Annotated in this window: 24 protein-coding genes, 1 tRNA gene and 1 riboswitch; of the genes, 13 read left to right on the top strand and 12 right to left on the bottom strand. The window is 59.4% G+C overall.

Going from position 1 to position 24451, the window contains the following annotated elements:
• Window positions 1-38 precede the first annotated feature (38 nt).
• The 3 genes from EDB94_RS09250 to EDB94_RS09240 form a co-directional block, all read right to left on the bottom strand.
• Window positions 39-926: an alpha/beta fold hydrolase gene (locus EDB94_RS09250; RefSeq protein ID WP_108018181.1), complete on the bottom strand. Its 888-nt coding sequence runs from the start codon at window positions 924-926 to the stop codon at window positions 39-41.
• Window positions 927-1054: 128 nt separating this feature from the next.
• The gene (locus EDB94_RS09245) at window positions 1055-2674 is read right to left on the bottom strand and encodes an ExeM/NucH family extracellular endonuclease (RefSeq protein WP_108018180.1); all 1620 of its coding nucleotides are present in this window, start codon (window positions 2672-2674) and stop codon (window positions 1055-1057) included.
• Between the two features lie 150 nt (window positions 2675-2824).
• Window positions 2825-3727, bottom strand: a complete 903-nt coding sequence (locus tag EDB94_RS09240; RefSeq protein ID WP_181259038.1) for a YafY family protein — start codon at window positions 3725-3727, stop codon at window positions 2825-2827.
• 271 nt (window positions 3728-3998) lie between these two features.
• Between EDB94_RS09240 and EDB94_RS09235 the strand changes: the two genes are divergently transcribed.
• The 7 genes from EDB94_RS09235 to EDB94_RS09205 all read left to right on the top strand — a co-directional run bounded on the left by EDB94_RS09235 (window position 3999) and on the right by EDB94_RS09205 (window position 11606).
• Window positions 3999-5282 (top strand): MFS transporter, encoded by a 1284-nt coding sequence (locus EDB94_RS09235; RefSeq protein WP_014578944.1) that lies wholly within the window; start codon window positions 3999-4001, stop codon window positions 5280-5282.
• 162 nt (window positions 5283-5444) lie between these two features.
• On the top strand, window positions 5445-5870 hold the full coding sequence (locus EDB94_RS09230; RefSeq protein ID WP_008176821.1) for a MarR family transcriptional regulator: 426 nt from the start codon (window positions 5445-5447) through the stop codon (window positions 5868-5870).
• 3 nt (window positions 5871-5873) lie between these two features.
• A complete protein-coding gene (locus EDB94_RS09225; RefSeq protein ID WP_014578945.1) occupies window positions 5874-7265 on the top strand; it encodes an MDR family MFS transporter in 1392 nt (463 codons plus the stop codon).
• A gap of 46 nt (window positions 7266-7311) precedes the next feature.
• Window positions 7312-7499, top strand: a riboswitch (yybP-ykoY riboswitch).
• 4 nt (window positions 7500-7503) lie between these two features.
• Window positions 7504-8073 (top strand): TMEM165/GDT1 family protein, encoded by a 570-nt coding sequence (locus EDB94_RS09220; RefSeq protein WP_014578946.1) that lies wholly within the window; start codon window positions 7504-7506, stop codon window positions 8071-8073.
• 52 nt (window positions 8074-8125) lie between these two features.
• Window positions 8126-9172, top strand: a complete 1047-nt coding sequence (locus EDB94_RS09215) for a L,D-transpeptidase family protein (RefSeq protein ID WP_108018178.1) — start codon at window positions 8126-8128, stop codon at window positions 9170-9172.
• 105 nt (window positions 9173-9277) lie between these two features.
• A complete protein-coding gene (locus EDB94_RS09210) occupies window positions 9278-10765 on the top strand; it encodes a nodulation protein NfeD (protein WP_108018177.1) in 1488 nt (495 codons plus the stop codon).
• A 37-nt stretch (window positions 10766-10802) separates the two neighbouring features.
• Window positions 10803-11606 (top strand): slipin family protein, encoded by an 804-nt coding sequence (locus EDB94_RS09205; protein WP_108018176.1) that lies wholly within the window; start codon window positions 10803-10805, stop codon window positions 11604-11606.
• A 40-nt stretch (window positions 11607-11646) separates the two neighbouring features.
• Here EDB94_RS09205 and EDB94_RS09200 read toward each other — a convergent pair whose 3' ends face one another.
• The 3 genes from EDB94_RS09200 to EDB94_RS09190 form a co-directional block, all read right to left on the bottom strand.
• The gene (locus tag EDB94_RS09200) at window positions 11647-11928 is read right to left on the bottom strand and encodes an Lpp/OprI family alanine-zipper lipoprotein (RefSeq protein ID WP_014578950.1); all 282 of its coding nucleotides are present in this window, start codon (window positions 11926-11928) and stop codon (window positions 11647-11649) included.
• Between the two features lie 206 nt (window positions 11929-12134).
• Window positions 12135-12698, bottom strand: a complete 564-nt coding sequence (locus EDB94_RS09195; protein ID WP_092032269.1) for a murein L,D-transpeptidase family protein — start codon at window positions 12696-12698, stop codon at window positions 12135-12137.
• 107 nt (window positions 12699-12805) lie between these two features.
• Complete coding sequence (locus tag EDB94_RS09190) at window positions 12806-14530, bottom strand: potassium/proton antiporter (RefSeq protein ID WP_108018175.1); 1725 nt, start codon at window positions 14528-14530, stop codon at window positions 12806-12808.
• Window positions 14531-14600: 70 nt separating this feature from the next.
• Here EDB94_RS09190 and EDB94_RS09185 point away from each other — a divergent pair.
• Window positions 14601-14674: transfer RNA gene (locus tag EDB94_RS09185), tRNA-Gly, on the top strand.
• A gap of 24 nt (window positions 14675-14698) precedes the next feature.
• Here the strand turns inward: EDB94_RS09185 and EDB94_RS09180 are convergent.
• Together EDB94_RS09180 and EDB94_RS09175 are read right to left on the bottom strand one after the other, a co-directional pair.
• Window positions 14699-16009: an NAD(P)/FAD-dependent oxidoreductase gene (locus EDB94_RS09180; protein ID WP_108018174.1), complete on the bottom strand. Its 1311-nt coding sequence runs from the start codon at window positions 16007-16009 to the stop codon at window positions 14699-14701.
• A 246-nt stretch (window positions 16010-16255) separates the two neighbouring features.
• A complete protein-coding gene (locus tag EDB94_RS09175; protein ID WP_108018173.1) occupies window positions 16256-16861 on the bottom strand; it encodes a TetR/AcrR family transcriptional regulator in 606 nt (201 codons plus the stop codon).
• A gap of 117 nt (window positions 16862-16978) precedes the next feature.
• Between EDB94_RS09175 and EDB94_RS09170 the strand changes: the two genes are divergently transcribed.
• Window positions 16979-17533 carry a carboxymuconolactone decarboxylase family protein gene (locus EDB94_RS09170; protein WP_108018172.1) on the top strand — a complete coding sequence of 185 codons (555 nt, stop codon included), beginning with the start codon at window positions 16979-16981 and terminating at the stop codon, window positions 17531-17533.
• 26 nt (window positions 17534-17559) lie between these two features.
• Here EDB94_RS09170 and EDB94_RS09165 read toward each other — a convergent pair whose 3' ends face one another.
• On the bottom strand, window positions 17560-19668 hold the full coding sequence (locus EDB94_RS09165; protein ID WP_108018171.1) for a NosR/NirI family protein: 2109 nt from the start codon (window positions 19666-19668) through the stop codon (window positions 17560-17562).
• A gap of 109 nt (window positions 19669-19777) precedes the next feature.
• Here EDB94_RS09165 and yghU point away from each other — a divergent pair, with 109 nt between their 5' ends.
• Both yghU and EDB94_RS09155 read left to right on the top strand, forming a co-directional pair.
• Window positions 19778-20650 carry a glutathione-dependent disulfide-bond oxidoreductase gene (gene yghU / locus EDB94_RS09160; protein WP_014578957.1) on the top strand — a complete coding sequence of 291 codons (873 nt, stop codon included), beginning with the start codon at window positions 19778-19780 and terminating at the stop codon, window positions 20648-20650.
• A complete protein-coding gene (locus tag EDB94_RS09155; protein ID WP_062783482.1) occupies window positions 20647-21207 on the top strand; it encodes a TIGR00730 family Rossman fold protein in 561 nt (186 codons plus the stop codon). Before yghU ends, EDB94_RS09155 begins: the two co-directional genes overlap by 4 nt.
• Before the next feature lie 31 nt (window positions 21208-21238).
• Here EDB94_RS09155 and EDB94_RS09150 read toward each other — a convergent pair whose 3' ends face one another.
• The 3 genes from EDB94_RS09150 to EDB94_RS09140 all read right to left on the bottom strand — a co-directional run bounded on the left by EDB94_RS09150 (window position 21239) and on the right by EDB94_RS09140 (window position 22597).
• On the bottom strand, window positions 21239-21412 hold the full coding sequence (locus tag EDB94_RS09150) for a hypothetical protein (RefSeq protein ID WP_227510501.1): 174 nt from the start codon (window positions 21410-21412) through the stop codon (window positions 21239-21241).
• Between the two features lie 102 nt (window positions 21413-21514).
• Entirely contained in the window at window positions 21515-22258 is a 744-nt protein-coding gene (locus EDB94_RS09145) for a spermidine synthase (RefSeq protein WP_108018170.1), read from the bottom strand.
• 6 nt (window positions 22259-22264) lie between these two features.
• Window positions 22265-22597, bottom strand: a complete 333-nt coding sequence (locus tag EDB94_RS09140; protein WP_108018169.1) for an ankyrin repeat domain-containing protein — start codon at window positions 22595-22597, stop codon at window positions 22265-22267.
• A gap of 114 nt (window positions 22598-22711) precedes the next feature.
• Between EDB94_RS09140 and EDB94_RS09135 the strand changes: the two genes are divergently transcribed.
• Window positions 22712-23335, top strand: coding sequence for a YbhB/YbcL family Raf kinase inhibitor-like protein (locus tag EDB94_RS09135; protein ID WP_108018168.1), 624 nt, complete (start codon window positions 22712-22714; stop codon window positions 23333-23335).
• A gap of 177 nt (window positions 23336-23512) precedes the next feature.
• Window positions 23513-24364 (top strand): UDP-2,3-diacylglucosamine diphosphatase, encoded by an 852-nt coding sequence (locus EDB94_RS09130; RefSeq protein ID WP_108018167.1) that lies wholly within the window; start codon window positions 23513-23515, stop codon window positions 24362-24364.
• The last annotated feature ends 87 nt before the right edge of the window (window positions 24365-24451 follow it).

Genomic DNA, 24451 nt, shown 5'->3' with positions numbered 1-24451 from the left:
CCAATCATCGGCCGATTGGCAGGAAGCATCCGGATCGATCATTGGCCATGACGGCGGACGAAGTGTTCCAGAGCTGCGGCAGATCGCCCGGGCGTTTCCAGCATCGGAAGATGCCCGACACCCCGGAACATGTGGATTTCTGCCTGAGGCGTGGCCGAGCTGAACCAGTTAACGCAGCGGGTCGGGGTAATCAAGTCACGGTCGCCCCACTGAACCTGCAGTGGCGGTGTCTCGGGGCCCAGGTAGCGGGCCGGTGCCAGCGCGTCTGCCACCATGTCACTGAAGATATGCCGGAGGGCCTCGGTGCGGCCCAGGAGGTCCGGTCCGAGAAGGCCGGCCATGGCAAGTCCGGAGACCGTGGGCTTGCCGGTGCCAACACTGTTGAACATGCGGTAGACGCCTTTCCAGTCCCGCGGAATCAGGATGCCATCCCGGTCAGACTTCAGGGGGGCGTGAATGTCTACCTCTTCATGTTCAGGGATGCCGGCGCTGTTGAGCAACGTCACCGAGCGGGGCGCCGGATCCAGTGTGTGGGCCAGTATTGCGGCAATCGCGCCACCCATGGAGCTGCCGGCCAGATGGATGTTGTCGGTGTTAACGCCCGCAAGCCACTGAGCCAGTCGACGGGCCTGGGTTTCGTAGCGGTAGCAGGCCTCCGGCCGGTAATCACTCTCCCCGAATCCCGGCAGATCCGGCGCCAGAAGATGCCAGTGTCTTGGCAGTCTTTGCAGCCACAGCCCCCAGTTTTCCTTCATGGCGGCAAAGCCATGAATCAGGACGATCGTCGGGCGGCCGACATCGGGCGATCCCCGTTCCAGGAAAACCATCTTGTGGCCATCGACCATGGTTTCACGGCGGCGGGCCTGGAGAAGAAATCGTTGTCCCGTGCGGGCAGCGGGCCAGAAGTTGGGGGCAGGAATTCTCATGGTTGTCAGCGATCAACGGTTTTGGGTCTGGCCACCAGTCTACCGGGACCAGAATCCGGAGCCTTGGCCACAGTGCCCGTGGACGTCGGCGAATGGGCAACAGATTGCCCGTGACGGGGCGTGGAAAGTCAGAGCTTCAGGTCGACAATCACCGGATTATGGTCGCTGGATCGCCAGGGTCCCCGGCTGGATGCCGGGTGATCGCTCCGGTAGTCGAGCACCCGGGGCTCATCGGCGTTCACCAGCCAGCTCCAGGCGCCCATGACCCTTGGTTTTAAGGTCTCGGAGGCGAGTGCGAAATCCAGCGAGCCCTTCTGACCACGGTAACGGTAGGTGTAGTGACCACAGGTCTTTTCGGTGCAGGGATGGAAATGGTGCACCATGCTGGTAAACCCTGTCTGCTCCAGCGCCGCGATGGGATGTTCGCGGGCATAGCTGTTGAGGTCACCGATTATCAGGGTGCCGAATGAATGGTGCCTGCGGGTATCGCTGCCGGACCAGGCCGCCAGTGTTTTCGCTTCGTTGGTCCGCCGGCTCGCGTAGCAGCCCTGGCCATCGGCCTGGTCCTGATCATCGCCACGGGCGCCCCGACAGGATTTCGATTTCAGGTGAGGAACAATGACCCGGACGGTAGCATCACCGTCCGTTCGGCCGAAATCCTGAGCCAGGGGAGGCCGGCCTCCCGATTCAAATGGCCCTTTGGCAAGCCGTTCTGGCGGGCCAACGGCGCTAATCCGGTCGCTGCGGTAGAGCAGGCCGGTCCGGATCTCGTCATCGCCGTCCTGGCCGGGCGTGCTGACGAACCGCCAGGTGCCGCCCAGGGCCTCTGCAAGTTCGGCTATGGAACTTGCCGGTCCATAGCCGTCGTTCTCAAGTTCGGTCAGCGCAAGAATGTCCGGATCGGGGGCCAGAAGTGTGTTCACCAGTTGTTGTTGCTGGCGCCGGAATTCCGCCGGTGTCCCGGCCCCGCGACTCGTTGGAAACTCGCCGCCCCGGCCATCCCCGTTAAAGAAATTACCAAGGTTCAGAGCCATGATCCGCACCGAAGCCTCATGCCGCGGCCCGGGTGCGGTTTCTCTGGGATTGGTGGCGAGGAAAGCCGGCTCCTGAGAGGGCTGGAGCCGCCAGGCATCGAAGCGGAAATCCAGCACACCGATGAGCCCTTTAATCTGATCCCCGGCCCTTACGGTTGCCGAAGACAGGCCGCCCGGGGGCCATGGTACCGGGCGGGGGTCTCTCCTGGACCGGTTGTCATCAAGCAGAACGCGGTTTGCCCCGTTCCGGGTGAATGCCCGGTGTGCTTCTTTGCCGGGGGGCAGGTATTCCGTAGGCTGGACCTGGTCTGAGGCCGCCAGCCCAAGCTCGCCGTAGCGAGCCAGGTTGTAGTTGTCCACCACCGTCAGGGGCTGGCGAAAGGTAACTCTCATGTTCTCCAGATGTTCCGGATCGACGGTCCAGGGCAGGGTGATGGCAATGGGCGCTGGAAGCGGCCCACGCCCGCACGCCCGGATGCTCCGAACCGACACCAGTTCGGTCAGCCCGTGGTATTCCTTCACCTTTCCGGTTACCCGCACTCGCATGCCGACATCGGCGATTTCACGATCGGTGTAAATAAACAGCGCTTCGGAAGTGGCGGGATTCCCGTCGGTCTGATGGTCGGCCTGCTGCAGGTAAAAACCACCAAAGCCGCCCTTTGCCCGGGAATCCTGGGTCAGGATGCCCTCGACGGTGACGGTAGCTCCTGCCATGGGTGAGGCCGGTCCAGTGCCCTGGACGCGGGAAATCGGCGTTGCGGGATCACCGCAGACCGATTCTGCCCTCCCTGCTGCAGGCAGAAACGACAGAATCAGAACGCCGAGAAAGACATACCGCCAGGTCCCAGAGCTCACACTGGCGGTTTAGCTGAGGCCGGCAACGGCTTTGAGGGCCTGTTCGCGTTTGCTGCCAAATCCCAACTGGTCGGGATTGGCCAACTCAAGCTGTTGCACCAGAGGATCCGGGTGCTGATTGTCGAAGGTAATACCGAGCCGTGACAGCACGTAGGGGGCAAGCGCGGCACGGGTAGCAACTTCCAGACGACCATGTTCCATGCCGTAGTCACGGGCAATGATCTCTTGCTGGGCTCGGGTCAGGCGCTGATCCGGGGTGACCACCAGGGTAACCTGCCGGTTCCAGTGCTCGTCCTGGTCCCGGGTGTGTCTGGCGCGCTGCCGGAGGGCCTCCGGCGAGGTCCGGAATCGGCTCAGGGCGAAATCCCGGAATTCCCGGTTTGAGTCGCACCATGCCCGCAAATGCCAGCTGTCGCCGGCACAAACCAGAGTATGCGGCTCAAGTATGCTTTCCACCGCTTCCGGTCGGCTCAGGGAGGCATAGCTGGCCCGCAGCTGTCTTCCCTGTCGTGTTGCCGTCACCACCGCACGCATGGTTTCGGGCGCGATGACCCGATTCGGACCCTGGACCACGGTGCTGTCCGGCAGGCCAATGTTCAGGGATTCAAACGTGGTGCTCAGGTTTTGCTGGCGGGCAAGCAGGTCCAGATATTCATTGACCACTCCACGGGTGACCACCGGGCGAAATCTATCGGCCGGGACATACCCTTTCAGGTGACGGTCGTAAACCAGATTGCCCGGCGCCAGTTCGCGCAGATAGGTGTTGATATCCTTGGACGCCTGCTGACGACCGATCCCGAAACTGTGGCAGATGTGGTTGGTCGTCAGGCGACCTTCCCACAGGGCAATCGTTTCGATAAGTCGATAGCGAAGCAGCAGATCCCAGCGGATGGGCCAGTCCGTTTTTTTCATAACCAGGCGCTCACGGTCCAATGAATAGCTCGTTTTCATGTTACCTGCTCCGGCACTCATGGTCTGTTACGGCGCATTAATGTGAAACCCTGTTAAACCGCTACATGGCGGCCTTTGCGGGTTTTTGTGATGCAGTTAACAGGTTTCGGGAAGTGCCTAGTGGTTTCATTTCCTGCTCCTGATCTAATACGTCGCCGGCAAAGTCCGGGACTTGCTGCTATTTTGTCTGTTATTCAATCCAGAACGCCCTGTAACGCCCGGAGCCGCTGTAATGACCCGAATGGTCACCTCCCTGTCTGCCCTGATTCTAAGCATTATTCTGCTGGTCAGCGGCAATGCATTCCTGATGACACTGCTGGGCATCCGTCTGAGTATCGAGGCGATCTCGCCGGATATTATCGGTTGGATTCTGGTCTGCTATTCCATCGGTTTTGTGTTGGGTACGCTCTACGTTCACAGGATTATCGGCCGGGTTGGTCATATCCGGGCGTTCGCGGTGTTTGCGGCCGCTGCCGCTGTGACATCGCTACTCTATCCGATGGCCGTTTCCGAGATTTTCTGGGCCGTTCTGCGGGTACTCTCCGGGTTCAGTATTGCCGGTGTGCTGGTGGTCATCGAGAGCTGGTTCTCCAGCCGTGCCACCAATGCCAACCGCGGTGCGTTGTTTGCGGTGTACCAGATTGTTTTCTATCTGTCCGCCGCCGGCGGCCAGCTCATCGTGAATATCGGCGACCCCGCCAATTTCATGCCTTTCTCGATTGCCGCAATTCTGTTGGCGCTGGCGCTGATGCCGCTGGCACTGACCAAAATGGAAGCGCCCGTCATTGAGCAGGTTCAGCGAATCTCTATTTTCACTTTGGCACGGGAATCCTTTTCCGGTGTTGCCGGCGCCCTGATCTGTGGCGTCATGATTGGCGGCTTTTATGCGCTTGGGCCGGTGTACGCAACACTGGTCGGGCTGGACGTTGCACGGACATCCACATTCATGGCCAGTGCCATTGTCGCGGCCATGATCCTTGCCTGGCCGCTGGGCCGGCTCTGCGACCGTTTCGACCGGCGCCGCGTGATGTTCTGGATCGCTCTGGTAGCGGCTTCAGCCGCAGGCGGTGTCGGAGTTCTCGGGGCCGAAAATGCGTGGCTTTTGACTCTTCTGGTTGGTGTGTTCACGGGGCTTTCAGCCGCTTTGTATCCCGTAGCCGTGGCCATCACGAATGACCGTATGGAAAGCACCCGTATTGTGGCGGCCAGCGCCACGCTGTTGCTGAGTTACGGCGTTGGCAGTGTCATCGGGCCGGTTGTCATGGCGGAGCTGATCAATCTCCTGGGGCCGAAAGGCCTGTTCTTCGGTAATGCCGGCTTCCTGCTGCTGCTGGCCGTGATTACCAGCTACCGGATCAGTCATACCGAGGACGTTGCCGTCGCAGATCAGGAGCACTTCGTGCCTGCCATGCCGGAAGCGTCGCCGGTGCTTGCTGAAATCGATCCGCGGAACAGCGAGTTCCACGAGTCTCCCGAAGTCGAGGAGATGCACGAAGAGCAGCGTCAGGCGAGCTGACGCTGCTTTCGGTTTTCCCCGATTTTGTTTTTACTTCCGTATCTGTTTTTATCACAATGGTTAGCATACTATTGGTGACTTTCCGATAATGTGATTAATTGGTCGAAGGCGCGGCAGCGCCCGGCCCGGGCCAAGCCCTCTTTTGATATGGAGTGACGACAAATGAGAGACCAGTTTCCTTTTGCGGTAGCGCGGGTTACCCGGCGCTGGAGAAAAATGCTGGACGAGCGCCTGAAGGATCTGGGCGTCACCCAGGCGCGCTGGAGCACGATGGTGTACCTGGAAAAAGGCGGTGAGGGCCTCACACAGCGTGAGCTGGCAAGCCTGATGGCGATCGAGAATCCGACTCTGGTGCGACTGCTGGACAGTCTCGAGCAACAGAATTTGATTGAGCGCCGGCCCTGCCCGAACGATCGCCGTGCGCGGCGGCTGCATCTGACCAACGCCGGCCGGGCGTTTATGGATGACCTTTCCGAGCGAGCCGAGGTGCTGCGCGAGGAAATGCTGGAAGGCATCAGCGACAAAGAGATCGAGTGCACCGTGAAGGTCTTCCACAAGATCCTGGAAAACGCCGAAAAGCAGAAATAACCCTTGGCTGATAACTCAGTTGAGGGCCTGAAAGCCCGCTACGGGGATCGCTGGCGCTGGCTGGCAGTGGCTACGGTGATGATAGGCACCATGGCCACCGTGCTCAGCGCCACCGTGGTGAACGTGGCGTTGCACGACATCATGGTGGAGTTCGGCATTCGCCAGGGCCAGGTTCACTGGCTGGCAACGGGCTTTATCGCCGCCATGACCACCACTATGCTGGCCTCCTCGTGGCTGCTGGATCACTTCGGGGTTCGCAAGACCCTTGCCGTAGCCATGTTTCTCTTTACCCTGATTTCCCTTGCCGGCGGTTTTGCCGAGACGCCGGGGCAGCTTATCGCCGCCCGGATCGGCCAGGGTGCCATGGCCGGCCTGATGCAGCCCATGGGCATGTATCTGGTGTTCCGGATTTTCCCCCGCGATCGCCGCGGCCAGGCCATGGGTATCTACGGTATGGGGGTGATTCTGGCCCCGGCCCTCGGTCCGGTGCTGGGAGGCTTTCTGGTTGATCAGCTGGACTGGCGCTACGTGATGTTTGCACCGGCTCCGGTCACGCTGCTGGGTGTTTTCATGGCCTGGCGCTTCCTGCCCTTGCCGGTGTCCCGGCCAGCCCCCTATCGCTTTGATCTCCCCGGCCTCGTATTGCTCGGGTTTACCATCGCCCTGTCGCTCGATGCTCTGAACCGGTTGCAACAGGCGGCAGGCCAGAAGAGCTGGATCCTGATCGAAGGGCTACTGGCCCTCGGCGGGCTGCTGCTCTTCGTGCTGCGTGAGCGGCAAACTGCCCATCCTCTGGTGAACATTGCCCTGCTGCGCAAGCCGGTCTTTGTTTTCGCCTGCCTGGGTGCCATGGCACTGGGGCTGGCGCTGTTCGGATCCACCTACCTCATTCCATTGTTCGTACAGACAGCTCTGGGCTTCAGTGCGACGGAGGCAGGTTTGCTAATGCTGCCTGCGGGTATTGTCCTGGGTATGACGTTTCCGTTGGCCGGCCGCATGGCCGACAGGCACAGTGCCCGGGGTTTGGTGGTGTTCGGTATTGGGGCATTTGCCCTTTCCGCCGTTCTGTTCGCACTGTCCGATCTTGAGCTCGCCTTTGGCTGGCTGGTGCTCTGGACAGTGCTGGGCCGCATCGGTATCGGTTTCATGCTCCCGGCCCTCTCGACCGGCGCCCTGAATCCGCTGGAGCCACAGGAGCTGGGGGCCGGTTCGAGCACGCTTAACTTCATGCGCCAGCTCGGTGGCGCCTTTGGCGTTAACCTGGTGGCACTGACCATTGAATTTGGTGAGCACACCTCCGGGATGCCCACGATCAACGCGTTCCACTCGGCCTGGTGGCTGGTAGCGGCATTCGTAGCGGTTGCGGCGATCCCGGTGTGGCGAATGCGGGTCTAGGAAGACCTGTGGTTGCGGCCCCGCGCCGGATTCATTATGATGCCGGCATCTCTTCAGGGGAGTAGCCTCCGCATCGGAATGTCCGAGCGGATGATAGTCAACATACTTGGGGCCAAATCCCCATGGCTATCATGTCTCACCGCAACACCGGTGATATTGGCAAGACCTGAGGCGGTTTCACCTCCATTGGGCGGAAGGTGGGCTGCCTCATGTCTGGTTATCCGCCCTGGAGTTTTTCATGGACGCTTTTCTCGCCTCGACGGTTGCTGTTGCCATAGCGGAAATTGGTGACAAGACCCAGTTGCTCTCGCTTTTCCTGGTTGCCCGATACGCCACCCGCCTGCCTATTATTCTCGGCATTTTTGTCGCAACGGTTCTCAATCACGCCTTATCTGCCTGGCTCGGTGCCTGGGTCGCTTCTTTCATTCCGGAAGCCTGGTTGCCGTGGATTCTGGCCGGCAGTTTTGTTGCGATCGCGCTCTGGTTGCTGGTACCGGACAAGGACGACAGCGATGATTCAAAGTTCCTGGGCATGGGGGCGTTCATGGCCACCACCATCATGTTCTTTCTGGCGGAGATCGGCGACAAGACGCAGGTTGCGACCGTCGTTCTCGCTGCCAGGTTTACCGAGACGTTCTGGGTTATTCTGGGCACCACGGTGGGTATGCTGCTGGCCAATATACCGGTTATCATGGCGGGACGCTGGCTGATGGAGAGGTTGCCCCTCGCCACAGCGCGGATTGGTGCAAGTGTGTTGTTTGTGGCGCTTGCCGTCGTAACAGTATGGGCGACCTATATGAACTCCTGAGGGTACTTGCTGTCACTGTACCCGGTTGCCTGATGCTTTCGGAACGTTTTCTATGTGGTTCAGATTTTTAGCGGTTTTTTCTCTGGCACAGTTTCTGGTGTTCCCGACCGCCGTGTTTGCGGAGGCTCAGGACGCTGCCAGCGACCCGGAATCCCCCGAGGAGCCGGATCGAAGCCCTCGTGTGCCCACATTCCCTGTCCAGGGGGATCTGGCAGGAGAGCTCGGTGTTTTTGAAACCCGTTATGAGGACACCTTTGCCGCCATTGGTAACCGCTTGGCCATGGGGTACCTGGAGCTGGTCAAGGCCAATCCTGGTGTGGACCCCTGGCTACCCGGCGACGGCACCACCATCACCCTGCCGCGCCAGTACGTGCTGCCGGACGCCCGGCGGGAAGGCATCGTTATCAATCTTGCCGAGTACCGCCTGTATTACTTCACCGATCAGGGTGTGCAGGTTTACCCCGTGGGCGTTGGCACGGCAGAGAATCCGTCGCCTCTGACCGATGCCGAGGTCACCATGCCACTTGAGTCCCCGGCCTGGTACCCGCCTGCGAGCATTCGGGCAGAGTACGAGGCGTCCGGAGACTATCTGCCCAGGATGATTCCGCCCGGCCCCGGCAACCCGCTTGGCACCCACGCCCTGCTCCTGAGTGAAAAAGGCTATCTGATCCACGGTACCAACAAGAAATTTGGCGTCGGCATGCCGGTCAGCCATGGTTGTTTCCGGATGTACAACGAGGATATCTCCCGGTTCGTGTATCAGGTCGAGAAGGGCACGCCGGTCCAGGTTGTCCACGACGCCGTCAAGATCGGTTTTTCGGATGGCGAGGTCTGGCTGGAAGTCCACCGTCCCCATGAAGACTACCCCCGCGAAGATCGAGAGCGCTTGTGGCAGCAGGTGTTCGCTGAAGTTGAAGCTTTCCGGAGCCGTCATCCGGAAGTCGAGGTTAAACGCGGTGCCATTGAACTGGCCGTCGACCAGGCGGATGGCCTGCCGACCATGATTGGTGAGCGGGTGACCCGGATGGCCGCCGACAAGACCGTGGAAGACAAGTCGCCGGAATCGGCCAAGGAGCCGGAGCAGCGGCTATACTTCTGATGCGGTGCGCTGAACACGGTTGCCGGCCTGTGTAGGACAGAACCGCGGCCCCGCTGCCATCGTATCTGTATCAAGTTGAATTTCTTCCGGATCCGGGGAGGCTTTATGCAGGCACACCGTCCCATGCGATCACAGAATCCCGCCCGCCTCCGGGCCTGGGCTCTGGTATTCCTGACAGGTGTGCTGCTAGCGCTGGCGTCCCTGGGCCATCAGGTTTTTGCCCAGCAGAAATCCTCCGAAACTGCTCTGGTACTCACGGTTGAGGGGGCTATCGGCCCAGCCACCATGGACTACGTGACCCGGGGCATCCGCCGCGCGGAATCCGAGGGTGCCGGTCTGGTGATTATCGAAATGGATACGCCTGGCGGCCTGATGGATTCCATGCGGGACATCATCAAGGTGATCCTGGCCTCCGACGTTCCTGTCGCGACCTATGTTTCCCCGCAGGGCGCCCGGGCTGCCAGCGCAGGCACCTACATTCTGTATGGCAGTCATATTGCCGCCATGGCGCCTGCCACCAACCTGGGATCGGCCACGCCGGTCCAGATGGGTGGGCTGCCGGGTAGCCCTGAACCCGAGAGCGATCCGGCCTCCGAAGCCCCGGAATCCGAGGAAGGCTCGGATTCCGCCTCCGACTCGTCAACCGACAATGAGCGTCAAGCCGGCGACGACGAAGGCAAACGGCGCGGAGGCACCGCCATGGAGCGCAAGGTTCTGGAGGACGCGGTCAGTTACATCCGCGGCCTGGCCGAACGCCATGGCCGCAACGCCGACTGGGCTGAAGAGGCCGTCCGTGAGGCTGTAAACCTCGGTGCCGAAGAGGCGCTGGAGAAGAACGTCATTGACGTGGTCTCCCCCAACCTCCGGGATCTGTTGCAGCAAGTAGATGGACGCACCGTTCGCATGGCGTCAGGCGACAGGACCCTGAACACGGCCAATATGGAAATCGTCAGATCCCAGCCGGACTGGCGCACCCGCCTCTTGTCGGTGATTACCAATCCGAACGTGGCCTACTTTCTGATGATCATCGGCTTCTACGGCATCATCTTCGAGCTGGCCAACCCCGGTGCCGTCGTGCCCGGCGTGATTGGCGCGATTTCGCTGATCCTTGCGCTATTCGCCTTCCAGGTCCTGTCGGTGAATTATGCCGGCCTCGCCCTCATTCTGCTCGGGTTGGCGTTCATCGTGGGCGAGGCTTTTGTGCCCAGTTTCGGGATACTGGGGGTTGGCGGGATTGTCGCCTTCGTGACTGGCTCGATCATCTTGATGGACGGCAGTCACCGGGATATTTCACTGCCGACCATTGGCGGCACGGCCGTCGTGGCTGCCGGTTTTATCCTGTGGACGGTGACACGGTTTATCGGGCTGCGTCGACGGCATCCGGTCAGTGGTGCTGAACAGATTACCCACGAGGAAGGTGTGGCGCTGGATGACTTCTCCGGAGACCATGGTCATTTTCGCGGCCACGTCCGTCTGAGCGGTGAGCGGTGGAACGCCATCAGCGAAGGACCGGTCAACGAAGGTGACCGGGTTCAGGTGACAGCAATCGAGGGTTTGACGGTAACCGTCAGGGTCATTCCGGACAACGGCTGACCTGGCAGACAAAGTAACGGCAATACAAGGAGGCCGTATGATTGGCGATCTGATTCCCTATTTGGCACCCACGGTGGTGTTACTGCTGATTCTCGCTTCGGCCATCAAGATCCTGCCGGAGTATGAGCGGGGCGTCGTGTTCTTTCTCGGTCGGTTCCAGGGTGTTAAAGGCCCGGGGCTGATCATTGTGATTCCCGGCATTCAGCAGATGGTGCGGGTGGACCTGCGGGTCATCACTCTGGATGTGCCCAGCCAGGATGTCATTTCCCGGGATAACGTGACGGTGCGAGTGAATGCCGTGCTTTATTTCCGTGTCGTGGATCCGGAGCGGGCCATTATCCGGGTGGAGGATTTCAATTCCGCAACCAGCCAGCTCGCCCAGACAACTCTCCGGTCGGTGCTGGGTAAGCACGACCTGGATGAAATGCTGTCAGAACGGGACAAGCTCAATTCCGATATCCAGGAGATCATCGATGCCCAGACGGAGGAATGGGGCATCAAGGTGGCCAATGTTGAAATCAAGCATGTGGATCTCAACGAATCGATGATTCGTGCCATTGCCCGCCAGGCGGAGGCCGAGCGTGAGCGTCGTGCCAAGGTCATCCACGCCGAGGGCGAATTGCAGGCGTCCAAAAAGCTGGTGGAAGCGGCGGATGTCATGTCTACCAATTCCGGTTCCATGCAGTTGCGTTATCTCCAGACCCTGGCGGATATGAGCAACACAAACTCATCCACTATTGTGTTCCCTCTGCCCATGGAACTGATGACCACGTTCCTGAAGGAGAACAAGCCCTTTACGCCCGACAAACCCGAACCGGAAAAGCCCGATTCCGGGGCATAAAAAAAGGCCGGCAATGCCGGCCTTTCTGTTACGTATCAGCTTATTTCTGGCTGGCACGCTCGAGCATACGCTTGGCACGCTCGTTTGCTTCGTCAGCGGCTTTCTGGGCTGCCTTAGCAGCGGCCAGAGCTTCTTCTGCAGTCTGCTGGGCAGTACGTGCAGAGCTTGCAGCGCTGTTAGCGGTGTTCAGTGCATTTTCTGCAGTGCGCTCAGCGGAGCTGGCGGTTGCATTTGCTTCGTCGATAGCGCCCTGGTCAGTGGTGGCACAACCTGCAGTCAGAGCAGTGGCCAGTGCAATCCCGGCGATCGTCAGTTTACGCATTGTAAATCCCCTTATTGGTCGAGTTATTTCCTGTGATCCGAAAGTCAGTATAGACGACTTCCTGTCAACCTGCGCAGCAACGTTTGTCAGGCAATGACTACCGGAGTCGTTAAACAGTGTAAAACACTGTAAGCGAGAATGTTAACTACAGATACGTAAATTTGCTAAGCATATGACAACAACTTAATGCGGCTGTCAGGTTTGGCTCATGGGTGAATGCTGATAGGGGTTCCGTTGGACACCAGTTGCCAGATTTCGTCCATCTCTTCGTTGGTGACGGCGATGCAGCCATCGGTCCAGTCCAGGCCGGTATAGGCAAAGGCCATGTCGCCCACGTTATTGGGCAGGCCATGGATCATGATGCTGCCACCGGGGTCCAGGCCCCAGGCGGATGCCAGTTCCCGATCCCGCTCACTGGGATAGGAGATGTGGATGGATTTGTAGAAATCGCTCTCGGCATTGCGCCAGTCGAGGGTGTAATCGCCCTCCGGTGTGCGCTCGTCACCCTCGTACAGCTTGTGGCCTTCCGGATTGTCGCCCAGGGAAATGCGGTAGCTGCGAACCACGTCCTCGCCATCCATCAGGTACAGACGGCGCTCTCCCTTGCGAACCACCACCCTACTGACGTTCTGAATGTCCGCGGGCTCATACATGGTGGCAACCGGCATCCGGGTGTCGGCCTTGGCCAGCAGCTCGGTTGCAACGGCGGTTGGAGCGGCCGCCATGCAGAGCAGGGCGAGGCTGGATAATAGGGCGCGGAAAATGCTCATGTCCTTAACTTACCAATGATTAATCTTTGTACAGGCGATTTATACCATAGCCCGCAAGGGATCTGTTAAGGGGTTTTGTTAACTTTTTTGGCTATCTGGTTCGCTGATCAACCATTTTGTGAATTGTCCATCTTCAGTCCCACCTTGGTTACCTGGTCAGCACTGGTGGCCCGGGCTACCAGCGTTACCGGGCCAAGGGTAACCACGTCACCGACAACCGGGTGCCCCTTGGTGCGTCTGGCAAAGCATTCAGCCAGGGACAGTTCCGGGGGCAGATCGTCGAATTCAATGCCATAAACCTGCTCGACGTCACCCAGCAGGGCATCGCCGTTAAGCACAAAATCTCCAAAAAATGCCCGTTCAGCCAGGTACTTGGGCGCGTGCCGGCCGCTCAGCGCCTTGCCGAGCTCCGGCAGCACACTGGGGGTTGCGAACATCGCCACCATGTCGCCACTGGAAACTTCCAGATCGGCTTTCGGCTGCAGGCAAACCCGGTTCCGGAAGACGCCGGCGACGGCGGTGTTCTCGGGAAACCGCAGCTGGCTCAGCCGCCGCGGCGTCTCCCAGATTTCGCCCCGCAGCGGGAACAGCATCAATTCGTGGTCGCCGGCGGCCGGCGCATCCAGGGGCAACCTTCGATAGGGATCCTCTCCGGCAGGAACTTCCAGGCGAAGTTTCCGGGCCAGGGGTGTCATGGTGGTGCCCTGAACCAGGAGCGAAACCAGTACGATAAAGAAAGCCGCGTGGAAGACCAGTTGGGCTTCCGGCAAGTCGGCGATGATCGGGAACAGGGCCAGTACAATCGGCACCGCACCCCGGAGGCCGACCCAGCTGATGAAACCAAGCTCGCGGCGATTGAAGGCAAACGGCCAGAGGGTGAGCATGACCGTCAGCGGGCGGATAATGAAGATCAGCGAGAGGGCCAGGATCAACCCGCCGCCGGCCAGCGGAATCAGATCGGAGGGCGTTACCAGCAGTCCGAGCATCAGGAACAGGCACAGTTGGGCCAGCCATGCCAGACCATCGTGCACCTGCAGGATCATCGGCATCATCCGGACATGGCGGTTACCGATCACCACCCCGGTCAGATAAATGGCCAGAAATCCGCTGCCGCCGAGGGCGTTTGTGGCAGAAAACACCGAGATGCCAGCAGCGGCGACCAGAAGGGGATACAGCGAAGGCGTCAGGCGGATCCGGTTGGCCAGCTCAACCACGGCGAAGCCGCCAATAATCCCGGCAACGGCGCCGACACCGAACTGCTGCACCAGCATGGTCAAGACCGCCCAGCCCGCGTGGTCGCCTTCGTTACCGATGAGCGTGACCAGCATCAGGGTCAGGAAAATCGCCATGGGGTCGTTACTGCCGGATTCGATCTCCAGGGTGGCACTGACCCGTTCGTTCAGGTGCAGGCCCCGCCCCTGAAGCAGTGAAAACACGGCGGCGGCATCGGTGGATGAGATGATGGCGCCAATCAGCAGGGCCGTCAGCCAGTGCAGGTCGAACACCCACCAGGCCACAACTGCGGCACCAGCGGCGGTCATCGCGACCCCGAGCGTAGCGAGCACCAGGGCGGGTTTCAGCCCCACGCGGAAGGTTTCGGCACGGGTGCGCATGCCGCCGTCCAGTAGGATCACGCCCAGCGCCAGATTGGCAATCAGGAACGCGAGCTCGAAATCGTCGAACTGGATGCCACCCGGGCCGTCCTCGCCCATCATCATGCCGACCACCAGAAAGATCAGCAGCACCGGCATGCCCACCCGGCTGGAAAGCGGGCTGAGCACAATACTGATGACCAGCATCAGGGCGCCAATCAGAGTCAGGGTGGGATCCATTGTTGCTCCAGACAGAATGCTTGCCCATTGCCGGGCGGACCGCTTATATTGCTTTCGCGGCCCTTCTTTTGCGGGTGTAGTTCAATGGTAGAACGGCAGCTTCCCAAGCTGCATACGAGGGTTCGATTCCCTTCACCCGCTCCACTTCATTGCCGCTCGACTGTATCTCTAGTGTAGTTTGAGTCGGGGTTGCATGGCACGGCTGATTTTATCCATCAGCCAGATAATCCCGGTGCGGAACATGCCGTGCAGGGCTACCTGATGCATCCGGTATAGGGACAGATAGAACATGCGGGCCACCTTGCCCTCGATGTACATGCTGCGGCCGGACAGGTTGCCCATCAGGTTGCCGACGGTGGTGTAGCGGCTGAAATTGATCAGCGAACCGTGGTCGTTGTAGACGAAGGGCACCGCCTCGCCATTGTCCAGGCGGTTGCAGAGGGTCTTGAACAGGGTGTCTGCCTGCTGGTGCGCAGCCTGGGCCCGGGGGGGAACCGGCAGGTCGGAATCCGGTTGCGGACAGGCAGCGCAGTCGCCGAAGGCGAAGATATTGGGATCCTGGGTGGTTTGCAGGGTCTGTTCCACCACCAACTGATTGCTCCGGTTCACCTCCAGACCTTCCAGCTCGGCCAGGAAGGCCGGGGCCTTGATGCCCGCTGCCCAGATGGTCATTTCCGAGGGTAATTCGGTGCCGTCTTTCATCACGACCGTACTGGACCGTACCTCACTCACCGGCTGGCCGGTCAGTACTTTCACCCGCTGGTGTTCCAGCTCCCTGGTGGCCGCCGCAGACAGCCGGCCAGGCAGGGCGGGAAGAATGCGGTCAGCGGCCTCGATCACGGAAATGGAAACGTCCGAGGGCTGAAGGTGGTTCATGCCGTACACCGGCAGCTCGCGGGACGCCAGTCGCAATTCTGCTGCCAGTTCCACACCGGTGGCACCCGCGCCAATGATGCTGATATTCAGGGTATGCTCAGCCCCCTGCAACGCCTCGTGATTCTTGCGCAGAAAGGCGTTGAGCATCAGGTTGTGGAAGCGCCGGGCCTGTTTGAGGCTGTCCAGGAACAGGCAGTTGTCCTGGGCGCCGGGCGTGCCAAAGTCGTTGGCGGTGCTGCCCACGGCAATAACCAGTGTGTCGTAGGGGATATGGCGTTCGGGAACGACCTCTGTGCCGTCGACATCGTGGAACGGGGCTATGACCACTTTCTTGCTATCGCGGTCCAGTCCGCTCATGCGGCCGAGCTGGAATTCGTAATGGTGTTTGCGGGCATGGGCGCGGTAGTTGATCTCGTTCGCGCTGGCATCTAGGGAACCGGAGGCAACTTCGTGCAGCAGGGGTTTCCAGACGTGGGTCAGACCGGAATCCACCAGCGTGATTCTGGCTTTTCCCTTTTTACCCAGTTTGTTGCCGAGGCTGGTAACAAGTTCGAGACCGCCGGCGCCACCGCCGACCACAACAATGTGATGAAGGTTATCCATACCAATCAGACCTGTAAGTGAAGAGAGCCAAGCACTCTTCAGGCGAGAATGCTTGGCTGTCCTCACTCGGAACCAGACGAGCAGCCGGAATTCGATCGGGAAACAGGGCGGGGCCTGAGCCGGGCAATAATGTTAACGCGCCCGGACCTGTGGGTACAATTCTACGGAAGTGCTGTTTCCTTCCGGCCTGGCGCTCGCGAACCTGTGGATGGCGCGCTCGCCGGAGCCGCAGAAGGAACAGCGGGTCTAATGCTGGGTGCGATACCCGTCCAGGATGGCGGCCATATCGTCACCAAGGTCTTGCATGGCTTGCGGATCCAGATTGCGTTCACCCATGGATCTCAGGCCCATGATCTGCGCCTGCAGGAGTCGGGCAAGTCGACGGCTGTCTACGGATTGCGCCAGCTCCCCTTTCACCCGAGCCTGCTCTACCAGGTCTGCAAGAGATCCCTCGATCGCAGCAAGAATGCTGTTGGCCTGGTCCGCCAGGGCCGAATGCGTATTGCTGGATTCCAGCAGCGTTTTCACGATCATGCAGGCTCGTGAGGGTGCCGCGCTTCCGTCGCCGCAACTGCAGGCGATGCCGCGCAGATAGTCCTGAAGGCCGTCAACAATGGAATCAAAACCCTTGAGGTGAACGGCCAACTCCCGGCCGCCCTGTTCCGCATAGGCGGCCAGTGCTTCTGAAAACAGACCGTCCTTGCTGCCAAACGTGGCGTAGATGCTGCCCGGCCGCATATCGAGGGCCTGCTCGATCTGCTTCATGGAGCTGCCGTGATAGCCCTTCTCCCAGAACAGGCCAACGGCCTTTTCCAGAGCGGTTTTTCGGTCATAGCGTGCGTGTCTGGCCATAACAACAATTCACCATCGTAGTGATTTGAATGACCACTCAATTATATCTTGAATGACCGCTCAATAACAGTTAGCCTGAAGTAGTAATTGAGCAATCATTCAATAAAGGAGTTAGCAATGACAGATTTCCCCCTTCACGACAAAGACACGGCACCGGAGAAATCCAGACCATTGCTGGACAACTCGCTCAAGGCGTTCGGCATGATTCCTGGCCTGCATGCGGTCATGGCGGAGGCGCCGGGCATCCTTGAGGGTTACCAGCAACTGCATCAACTGGTGCTGGACAGCAGCTTTGATAATGATGAAAAGACCGTCGTCTGGCAGACCATCAACGTGGAAAACGCCTGTCATTACTGCGTTCCGGCCCATACCGGGATTGCCAAAATGATGGATGTGTCTGACGACATTACCAATGCACTGCGGGACGAAACGCCGCTGCCGAGCGACAAGCTCGAGGCGCTGAGAACCTTCACTCTCGCGGTCATGCGCAAACGCGGCAATGTCAGCAAAGAGGATCTGGTCGCGTTTTATGAAGCGGGATACCAGCACCGCCAGGTACTGGAAGTGATTCTGGTGTTGTCCCAGAAAGTCATGAGTAACTACGTCAACCACATTGCGGAGACGCCCGTTGATGAGCCGTTCAAGAAGTTTGAATGGCAGAAGAAGCAATAATCCGGGCTTCGCGGCAACGGGACGGGTCAGCCCGCGTCCGTTGCCAGTATGTTCGCCTGTCTTGATCGTTTTTTGGTCTCGAGCCGCTTGTCGACGCACCGGGTGTCGTCCTCGAGAATAACGACGCATTCCAGGCACTGAATGCATTCGTCGTAATCGATCCGGCCATCCTTGCGAATGGCATTGATACCGCACTCATTCTTGCAGTGCTGGCAGGGGTTGCCACAGAGCTCAACCCGGTCCAGCCAGCTGAACAAGCGTAACCGGCCGAGCGCCGCGAGGCCTGCGCCCAGCGGGCACAGGTAGCGGCAGTAGAATTTGTGGATGAACATGCCGATCACAAGCAGGCCGACGGCGTAGAGAACGAAGGGCCAGGAGCGAACGAAAAACAGGGTTATGCTGGTTTTGAATGGTTCCACCTCCGCCATTTTTTCGGCGACGGTCAGGGAGTAGAAAGCGGTGCCCACCAGCGCGAGCAGGATCGGATATTTGAGCAGAATCAGGCGCCGGTGCCAGTGCTCGGGCACTTTGATCTGGCGGAACTTCAGTTTCTCGCCAAGCCAGGCGGCCATTTCCTGCAGGGCGCCAAACGGGCAGAGCCAGCCGCAGAAAAGGCCACGGCCCCAGATGAACAGGGTTATGAATGTGTACACCCAGAGAATAAAGATGATCGGATCCAGCAGGAAGACATTGAGAGAGAAACCGTCCCAGATCGCCAGGAACAGGGTGTAGATGTTAACTACCGAAAGCTGGCCCTGGGCGTAGAAGCCGATAAAGAACAGGGTGAAGAACAGAAATCCCCAGCGGAACCGGTGTACCAGCTTCGTTTTGCGGCTCAGGGTTTTCTGGCGGGCGAAGAACACGGTCAGAACGGTCAGGCCGATTACCAGCAGTGAAATCTGCCACCAGCGTTCTTTCCAAAGGCCGATCCAGACCGGTTCACGGGTGTCCTCCGGGTTGGGAGCAACCTCGACGGTTTCGAACAGTTCTTCATTGAAGCGAACCGGGATATTCAGGGACGTGCGGTCCACCATCAGGTGATTGCGGGCCAGTTCGACATTGAGCTTCAGATTGGCTTCCGCCCCGGGGTTGAAGCCGGCGTTACCGCCCACGCGGAACAGGTTTCCGGCATCGAATGACGGAATGCCGGCCGCCCCGAAATCGAGATTCTGGTCCAGCAGGTTGAGGTCGCGCATTTCCACGGCAAGGTTGTTCTGGGTGAGCCCGATGCGGTCCGGAGAGCTGCCGGGCACGAACTCGCGGGAAACGTGGGGAAAGGCGCCCCGGGACATGATGGCCAGAACCTGTGCGCCGTCATCCAGCCGTTGCATGAGGCGCTGGTAGCCATCGTCTCCGAGAAGGTTCCGTCCCACCATGGGCGAATTGATGTAGGCGAAGAAAAGCTCGGTAAAAGGTTCGCCGTCTGCGGGTTCGATGTCCATGGGGTAGTCTGAAAGAGGCCGGCCCAGCTCGGCCTCGATGGATTCGGCAGCAATCTGCCAGTGTCCGATGTAACCGCGATCCACCAGTTGCTGCCAGGACATGGGCTGGTAGAAATCCGGTTTCGCCCGTGTGGGTGCGCTCTGGGCAAAACCCTCGAGCTTCTTGCGGGCCACCTTGAGGGCTGAAGAGAGCACGGTGTCGTTGATGATCAGGACCGAAACCGTGGCCTTGCTGACACCGTCAAAGTGCACCACGTTGCCGTCGCTGGTTCGTCCGGAACGGCTGGAGTTGGAGGTGCTGACAATAATCTGCTCTTGTAACGAATGTCCTTCGTATTGGTCTACAAAGTCGAACAGGGGGCCTTCGCCCAGGCCATGGAGAAAAACCGGCTCGTGGTGATTCAGCACCTTGATGCCGGTGAAACGCCCTTTGCTGTCGAGGCCGATCAGCATGCTGATCGGTTTGCCGGCAAAGCCCTGTAGGCGGCTATGGTCTGCGGTTTCGTAGGCATAGCCGAGCAGTTCCTGGAGTTGATACACCGGGTACACGGGAAAATCGGGCAGCTTGTCTTCAATGACCGTTGCCGAGGGAAACAGCTCCTGAATCAGCGCCCGCTTGCTGTCTGACAGCTCGGCGTGAACCGGGGGCACTAAAAACAGACAGGCAAGAAGGAGCACGATGCGCCCTGCCATGGGGTACTCCTGTGGTTCTTTTTGTTTGAACTTCCATGCTAGAGTTTTCGGCCCCGGGCTCAATGCGACCTCGGAGCCAGCTGAATGCTACTTTGTGAGGAGAAATGCCATGACCGACGCTACCTACACGCCACCCAAAGTCTGGAAATGGGACTCTGAGAGCGGAGGTCGGTTTGCCAGTATCAATCGCCCGATCGCCGGTCCGACCCACGACAAGGCGCTACCGGTTGGCAAGCATCCGTTGCAGCTTTATTCGCTGGCGACGCCCAACGGCGTGAAAGTTACGGTGATGCTGGAGGAGCTGCTGGAGCTGGGTATCAAGGACGCCGAGTACGACGCCTGGCTCGTCAGGATTACTGAGGGCGATCAGTTTGGCAGCGGGTTTGTGGAGGTGAACCCCAACTCCAAGATCCCGGCCATGGTGGACCACAGTGTCACCCCGTCCATCCGCCTGTTCGAATCCGGGTCCATCCTGCTTTACCTGGCGGAAAAATTCGGGGCGTTCCTGCCCAGTGACATCGCCGGACGCGCGGAGACCATGAACTGGCTGTTCTGGCAGATGGGCAGTGCGCCCATGCTCGGTGGCGGCTTCGGTCATTTCTATGCCTACGCGCCGGAATACTACGAGTACCCGATCAACCGTTACACCATGGAAGTCAAGCGTCAGCTGGATGTGCTCGACCGGCAGCTGGCCAATAACCGCTACATCGCGGGCGATGAATACACCATCGCCGATATGGCGATCTGGCCCTGGTACGGCGCCCTGGTGAAAAACAAGGTGTATGACGCGGCCGAGTTCCTGGAAGCCCACACCTATACCAACGTCATTCGCTGGGCCGACGAGATTGCTCAGCGCCCGGCGGTCAGGCGTGGCCGCATGGTCAACCGGGCCTGGGGTGAGCCGAGCAGCCAGCTGCACGAGCGTCACGACGCCAGTGATTTCGAGACCCAAACCCAGGACAAGATTGGTGACGGTGAATGAAGGTCGCGGTCTATTGCGGCTCCCGGTCCGGAAATGATCCGCTTTACGCGGACAAGGCCCGGGAGTTGGGTGATTACTTCGGTCGTAATGGCATTGAGCTGGTGTTCGGTGGCGGCCACGTGGGTCTGATGGGTGTTGTGGCGGATGCGGTCCTGGCCGCGGGCGGCCGGGTCCACGGGGTCATCCCGGAGCATCTGCGGGATCGGGAGCTGGCCCACTCCGGCCTGACCGAGCTGCATGTGGTCAAAAACATGCACGAGCGCAAGGCCCTGATGGCGGATCTGGCTGACGGTTTCGTTGCGCTGCCAGGCGGGATTGGCACCCTGGAAGAACTGTTTGAGGCCTGGACGTGGGGCCAGTTGGGGTTGCACCAGAAGCCGTGTGCCATCTACAACGTCAACGGGTTTTTTGACCCTTTGCTGGCAATGGCGGAGAACATGGAACGTGCCGGTTTTTTGCAGCAGCAATACATCGACATGCTGATCCGGACTGACCAACCGGATCGCCTGCACAGGGCCTTCCGGGACTATCAGAGCCCCGGAGAAAAATGGACCTGATCGTGCAGGGGCCCGGCTCAGTCGGGCCCTGTTACTGCTCGTTCTTGGCTTTCTGAATGGTTTCCAGCTTCTCGTGCAGCAGGGCCTCAAGCTTTATCAGCTTTTCGCGGTTTTCCTCATTCGGCCGGTTGGTGTACAGATCGACGTAGGTCTTGGTGACCTCGCTCAGTACCGGATGCAGCTTTTTATAGTCTTCCTCGCTCATGGTCAGCACTCCTTTCGAACATAGTGGATTCCATACCAGTAACTATGGATCATCCCCAATAATCATCAAGGACGCAGATCAAGTCCGGGACGATTTTCCAGCTCACTCCATCCGGCTGACTTTCGCCATCAATCGACGCCAGTCTATTGGTAGCCGGTTCTCCAGTTCCTCCAGCACCGGGTCCTTCGGGTGCACCGACTGGAAGTGCTGTTTGCTGGCATAAACCACGGTGTTGTTACTTTTGCTTCGAAAGCCAAGAAGCACCGCAAAGTGCCTCTTGAGCCGCCGGAAGTAAGCCCCCTGGACATCCGGGGTCCGGTGGTAATTCAGCACCAGCCAGCCGTCCGCCGTGAGCACCCGGGCGCACTCATCCACAAACTGTTTCTGGGCCTGTGCAGGGCTCATCCGGTCTGCGTTGTACAGATCGGCCAGAATCATATCCGTGCTCGCCTCCGGCAGCTTTTCCAGGGCATCGCGGGCATCGGCAATGGTTACCTCAAGGCGCTCACTGCCGGGCAGATCAAAAAATTCCCTGGCAGTGTCCAGTACCGCCTGGCGCAGTTCGACGGCGTGTATCCGACACTCGGGATAAAGATGGTGAAAAGCGCCGGCCATTACGCCGCCGCCCAGACCCAGAATGGTGACGTGGCGAGGGTTGGCAAAGACCGCCGGCAGCATCATGGCCCGGTTGTACTCATGGACTGGCAGATAGGGAAATCGGCGATCAATCTTGCTTTGCTCGAACACCGAATTGAAGGTAAGCACCCGGTGTTTGCGGTAATCGACCACCAGAATGCTGCCGAGGGCATCCCGGGTGTGGTGGATAATCTCGCCTTTGTTGAACATGCCGGCTTACCGGCCGGATTCTTCGAACAGGCGCTTTACGCTGTCGGTTTTTGCCAGCGACAGAGCGGTATTGCCGTTGCTGTCCTTCGCTTCGCGATCGGCGCCTTTTTCCAGCAGCAGACGTACCGTTTCCGTGTGGCCATGCTTGCTGGCCAGGATCAGCAGGGTCTCGCCCTCGCTGGTGCGCATGTTCACCGGGACACCGGCATCAAGCATCACGCTCAGAGGTCCGGCACCGCCGTTGCGGGCCAGTTCGAAAATACCCTGGGCAAAGGCAACCGCATCCTCGTCTTTCTGGTTCGCGGGTTGTTGCGGCTTGCCGGGCTTCTGTTGGCTCATCGGGGCTCCGTGGTCAGTTCAATCGATTTTGTGTTAAAAACGTATTATCACAGAATGAGACTGTCCCAGACACAGTCAATGAGCCCAAGGCTAAAAACGACAGGAGGCAACGCCGTGAAACTACAGGTTGAAGGCATCGAAGAAGGCCAGCCGATTCCCGAGAAATTCGCATTCGGGGTATACAGTGAAGATGACCACATGAGCTTCGGTCCCAACCGGAACCCCGAAATTGTCTGGGACGGTGCGCCCGAGTGCACGAAAAGCTTCGTGGTGATGATGTTTGATCCGGATGTGCCCAGCGTTGCGGATGATGTAAACCAGGAAGGCAAGACGGTTTCCAGGGACATCCCGAGGGTCGATTTTTTCCACTGGCTGCTGGTGGATGTGCCTGCCGGCACCACCCGGATTCCGGAAGGCGAAGACAGCGATGGCGTGATTCCCAAGGGCAAGGAGCCGGGGCCCGGTCCCATCGGTATCCGCGGCGTGAACAATTACACCCAGTTCCTGGCGGGCAATCCCGACATGAACGGCACCTACGCCGGGTACGATGGTCCCTGTCCGCCCTGGAACGATGAGATCATCCATCACTACCACTTCGAGGTGCATGCACTGGATGTGGATACCCTTGCCCTGGATGGCGAGTTCGATGGTAACGATGTGCGCGAAGCCATGGCAGGTCACGTACTGGCCAGCGCCCGGGTGACGGGTACCTACACCCTGAATCCGGACCTGCGCTAACGGATTCAGACACCGAGCAGTGATATTCCGGTAACCCAATCGGTTACCGGATAGCCATCGTTCCCTCCCCCTGATTCCTTTCTGAACGTCACAGAAGTGTCTTGTTGTTGTCATGCCCCCGTCACCCGGTCTTGCCAAGGTGTCAGAATCCGGAATGGTTGAAAGACGGGAGGCAAGATGCGGAGCTACCGGAGCGTTTTCATTTCCGATGTGCACCTGGGCACGGCTGACTGCCAGGCCGAGTATCTGCTGGATTTCCTGAACGAGGTCCGCTGCGAAACTCTGTATCTGGTGGGCGATATCATCGACCTGATTGCGATGCAGCGACGGGTTCACTTCCCGGATTCCCATCAGGCCGTGATTCACAAACTCATTGAGCTGGCGGCCAGTGGAACGCGGGTGGTCTATGTGCCCGGTAACCACGACGATTTCCTGCGCCGGTTCTGCGGCCAGACCATTGCCGGAATTGAACTGCAGTACAAAGCTGTGCATACCACGGCTGATGGTCGACGCTTCATGGTCTGCCACGGCGACCAGTTTGATCAGGTGGTGCGATGCAGCCCACTGATGCTTCTGGTCGGTGACCGTGCCCACGGTATCCTGCTCCGCCTGAACCGCTGGTTCAACGCCTGGCGCCGGCTCAAGGGCAAGCCTTACTGGTCGCTCGCAGCCTGGGTAAAGAGCAGAATCGGCAAGGCGCGCACGTTCATCCGGCGGTTTGAACTGGCGGCGCTGACGGTCGCGGAAAAGGGCAACTACGACGGTTTTATCTGCGGCCACATCCACTCCGCCGGCTTCCTGCGCAGCGAAGATGGTCTTTACTGCAATGACGGCGATTGGGTTGAACACTGCACGGCGCTGGTGGAGCAGGAGAACGGCACACTGGAGCTGCTGCATTGGTCGGAAAACCCCAATGTTCTGGCCAGAGAGCCTGACGCCCCGCACCCGGATGTGTGCGGAGAAGCCCGGCCGGTGATTGATGCCCTGCCCACAGCGTTCGTGGAGCAGGTCAACCGGCTCGTCAGCTGAGCAGAGGTGTGCGGCGACCACGGCCGCCCTCGCACTCGCTCATGCCCATCGAGGCTTCAATACCCCTCCTTCAGGGTGGCTATTTTT

This window comes from Marinobacter sp. 3-2 (assembly GCF_003751355.1).
Taxonomy (GTDB): Bacteria; Pseudomonadota; Gammaproteobacteria; order Pseudomonadales; family Oleiphilaceae; genus Marinobacter; species Marinobacter adhaerens.
This window is presented reverse-complemented; position numbering and strand designations above follow the sequence as displayed.

Excerpts from the sequence above, each read along its gene's own strand:
- EDB94_RS09210 (WP_108018177.1), top strand. The coding sequence starts at position 9,278 with ATGCAGGCACACCGTCCCATGCGATCACAGAATCCCGCCCGCCTCCGG.
- EDB94_RS09245 (WP_108018180.1), bottom strand. The coding sequence starts at position 2,674 with ATGGCAGGAGCTACCGTCACCGTCGAGGGCATCCTGACCCAGGATTCC.
- yghU (WP_014578957.1), top strand. The coding sequence starts at position 19,778 with ATGACCGACGCTACCTACACGCCACCCAAAGTCTGGAAATGGGACTCT.
- EDB94_RS09230 (WP_008176821.1), top strand. The coding sequence starts at position 5,445 with ATGAGAGACCAGTTTCCTTTTGCGGTAGCGCGGGTTACCCGGCGCTGG.
- EDB94_RS09150 (WP_227510501.1), bottom strand. The coding sequence starts at position 21,412 with ATGAGCGAGGAAGACTATAAAAAGCTGCATCCGGTACTGAGCGAGGTC.
- EDB94_RS09140 (WP_108018169.1), bottom strand. The coding sequence starts at position 22,597 with ATGAGCCAACAGAAGCCCGGCAAGCCGCAACAACCCGCGAACCAGAAA.
- EDB94_RS09170 (WP_108018172.1), top strand. The coding sequence starts at position 16,979 with ATGACAGATTTCCCCCTTCACGACAAAGACACGGCACCGGAGAAATCC.
- EDB94_RS09200 (WP_014578950.1), bottom strand. The coding sequence starts at position 11,928 with ATGCGTAAACTGACGATCGCCGGGATTGCACTGGCCACTGCTCTGACT.
- EDB94_RS09130 (WP_108018167.1), top strand. The coding sequence starts at position 23,513 with ATGCGGAGCTACCGGAGCGTTTTCATTTCCGATGTGCACCTGGGCACG.
- EDB94_RS09205 (WP_108018176.1), top strand. The coding sequence starts at position 10,803 with ATGATTGGCGATCTGATTCCCTATTTGGCACCCACGGTGGTGTTACTG.
- EDB94_RS09190 (WP_108018175.1), bottom strand. The coding sequence starts at position 14,530 with ATGGATCCCACCCTGACTCTGATTGGCGCCCTGATGCTGGTCATCAGT.
- EDB94_RS09235 (WP_014578944.1), top strand. The coding sequence starts at position 3,999 with ATGACCCGAATGGTCACCTCCCTGTCTGCCCTGATTCTAAGCATTATT.
- EDB94_RS09175 (WP_108018173.1), bottom strand. The coding sequence starts at position 16,861 with ATGGCCAGACACGCACGCTATGACCGAAAAACCGCTCTGGAAAAGGCC.
- EDB94_RS09195 (WP_092032269.1), bottom strand. The coding sequence starts at position 12,698 with ATGAGCATTTTCCGCGCCCTATTATCCAGCCTCGCCCTGCTCTGCATG.
- EDB94_RS09215 (WP_108018178.1), top strand. The coding sequence starts at position 8,126 with ATGTGGTTCAGATTTTTAGCGGTTTTTTCTCTGGCACAGTTTCTGGTG.
- EDB94_RS09155 (WP_062783482.1), top strand. The coding sequence starts at position 20,647 with ATGAAGGTCGCGGTCTATTGCGGCTCCCGGTCCGGAAATGATCCGCTT.
- EDB94_RS09250 (WP_108018181.1), bottom strand. The coding sequence starts at position 926 with ATGAGAATTCCTGCCCCCAACTTCTGGCCCGCTGCCCGCACGGGACAA.
- EDB94_RS09240 (WP_181259038.1), bottom strand. The coding sequence starts at position 3,727 with ATGAAAAAAACGGACTGGCCCATCCGCTGGGATCTGCTGCTTCGCTAT.
- EDB94_RS09165 (WP_108018171.1), bottom strand. The coding sequence starts at position 19,668 with ATGGCAGGGCGCATCGTGCTCCTTCTTGCCTGTCTGTTTTTAGTGCCC.
- EDB94_RS09145 (WP_108018170.1), bottom strand. The coding sequence starts at position 22,258 with ATGTTCAACAAAGGCGAGATTATCCACCACACCCGGGATGCCCTCGGC.
- EDB94_RS09180 (WP_108018174.1), bottom strand. The coding sequence starts at position 16,009 with ATGGATAACCTTCATCACATTGTTGTGGTCGGCGGTGGCGCCGGCGGT.
- EDB94_RS09220 (WP_014578946.1), top strand. The coding sequence starts at position 7,504 with ATGGACGCTTTTCTCGCCTCGACGGTTGCTGTTGCCATAGCGGAAATT.